The sequence below is a fragment of the Bartonella sp. TS25HLJMH genome, assembly GCF_042193505.1.
Lineage (GTDB): Bacteria > Pseudomonadota > Alphaproteobacteria > Rhizobiales > Rhizobiaceae > Bartonella > Bartonella grahamii.
On record NZ_JBHILV010000056.1, the window covers coordinates 1 to 2,003 of the forward strand.

Annotated in this window: 3 protein-coding genes; all 3 read right to left on the reverse strand. The window is 45.5% G+C overall.

Annotated features, from left to right (window positions below; all coding sequences use genetic code 11):
- On the reverse strand, nucleotides 1-836 hold an 836-nt coding region (locus ACFINF_RS09070), incomplete at its 3' end, for a phage portal protein (RefSeq protein WP_375620569.1).
- A complete protein-coding gene (locus ACFINF_RS09075; protein WP_375620570.1) occupies nucleotides 836-1,084 on the reverse strand; it encodes a phage head-tail joining protein in 249 nt (82 codons plus the stop codon). The genes ACFINF_RS09070 and ACFINF_RS09075, both read right to left, overlap by 1 nt.
- A gap of 3 nt (nucleotides 1,085-1,087) precedes the next feature.
- On the reverse strand, nucleotides 1,088-2,003 hold a 916-nt coding region (locus ACFINF_RS09080), incomplete at its 5' end, for a terminase gpA endonuclease subunit (protein ID WP_375620571.1).

Here is a 2,003-nt window from a genome sequence, read left to right on the forward strand (position 1 = left end):
TTTTCGACGTTTGGGGAACTGTCCTTGACAAACGCCGCGAAAAGAGCCGCCGTCCTTTTTCTATCGAGTTCTGCGTCATCATAGGATTCGAGTTGAAAGATCTTTGTCATACAGCGCGTTATTTTGGGAGAACCGCGCAATTGTCCGGCAATACGACGCTCTTTGATGTGAATGACCATTTCAGCGGGGACGCGCACGCGCTCTTGGCTCTCAAATGCCATATTTGCAGGGACATCATCATAGGGGTGATGTTCCCAGAAATGATAAGCAACGCGCTTACCACTGGCATTAAATTCAATCCCCATACGAATGTAATTGCCTTCAATCTCAGCAGGTCCATTGTAGGAAAGGTCCAACATTTCGGTGGGATAAACTTGCAATTGAAGAGGCACACCAGAGCGCCCGTAGAGATCAACATAATGCAATCTTACAAAGCACTCTCCGGTTAAAAAGACCTCTCGTGCAATGGTTGCTTGCAGCCCATAAAAGCTGGTATCTTCATCATAATCGGCTTCATCAACCCATTGCCACCATAAGTCTAAAAGCTTTTTCTTTTCTTCTTGAAAACCTTCAATACGAGGATAAGGTTTAATCCCATCACTGACAGCCGCAGAGACCCATTCCTCTGTTGCGGAACCATAAAGAGCTTCATTGTCATAAAGCCATCTTGAACGGGCAACAATGGTATCACCGCATTCCTCAATGGCTTTATTGATATGTTTTTTTGCGGGGTCAAAACCACCCATACGGCGGCTTTTGCTTGCCGCTTCAAAATGGGGATTGTGTTGACGAGAAATTGTAAAAAAGCCCGTGAGTTTATTGATAAAGCCAGCCATTAATAGCCTCGTGATATATTAAAATAGAAAACGCGTGAACGCTTGCGTCCTTCAAGGTCCGCTATTTGTGTGTTCAGCATCTCAAGCGCTCTGCGCAGTTCCTCAACAGAACGATTGCTGACTTGCTTATCGCCATGGCGTACCGATTGCGCACCCGAATAAAGAGCCTCTTCAATTTGTTCACGCCGCCTTTTTAAACTTTCCAGTCTCGAAAATTTGCTGTTAAATTGTCCTAAAGTTTCATCCACAAATTACCTCCAATCCCCTTGCATATAAGGATTCATCACCGTTCTGGATTGTTTCCTTTGAGGCTGTGCTGTCTGAGATCTTCTTGGAGCAGGAGAGGGGGCATGTCTTGGTGTTGGCTGCTCTAAAGAGCCTTCAACTTTAAGTTTTTCCAGACGCTCTTCTAAGATATCGACTTCTCGATTAAGGTTTATTCCTGCCGAAATCAGACCTTGTAAAGCCGCATAAGCATAGACCCTACAATCCAAGGCTTCATTTCTTGCCTTTTCGCTTTTTTGCCATTCAATGCGCTTGAAGCCTTTAAAATATTTGATGACTTTTCTTTCAGCGGTCAGCTGGTCAAAATATTCTCGATCAAGGTTTTTGTGAAAGTGTGTTGCACCAGCACCCGATGCTTCAGGACCGGATTTTTTAAACCGTGCCGTGATAATATCTTTTGCTGCATCAACACCAACAATATAGAGATTGATCTGTCCTTTGTTGTTTCTACTTGGACGGCGCGGCCATACTGCACGCCATCCCGCTTGCCCCTTAATCCCCCAGATACGTCGTCCCTCACGGGGGCGCACATAATTATAAACCGACTGTGTGTGTCCACCACCGGTATCAATACAAGCAGCCGTTATCCTGATGCCATCTTTATAGCCTAGATGTGGCCAGCGTCTTGTAAGGTATTCATCCAGCTGGTCCCATACTTCAAAAGAAGAGGGATCACCAAGGATGACCTGATAATCAATATGCCAGCTTTCTTCACTGCGTCCCCATCCAACCACTTCAAGTTCTAAGCGGTCATTTTGCACATCAATGCCTGCTGTCAACACGACGACTTGTTCTGGTGCCAATAGATAATCTTCGCGTTTTGCATAGAGGCTATCAGGGTCAACAACTTCGCCTGTTCTGTCTTCCCATGGCTCTCCAAGC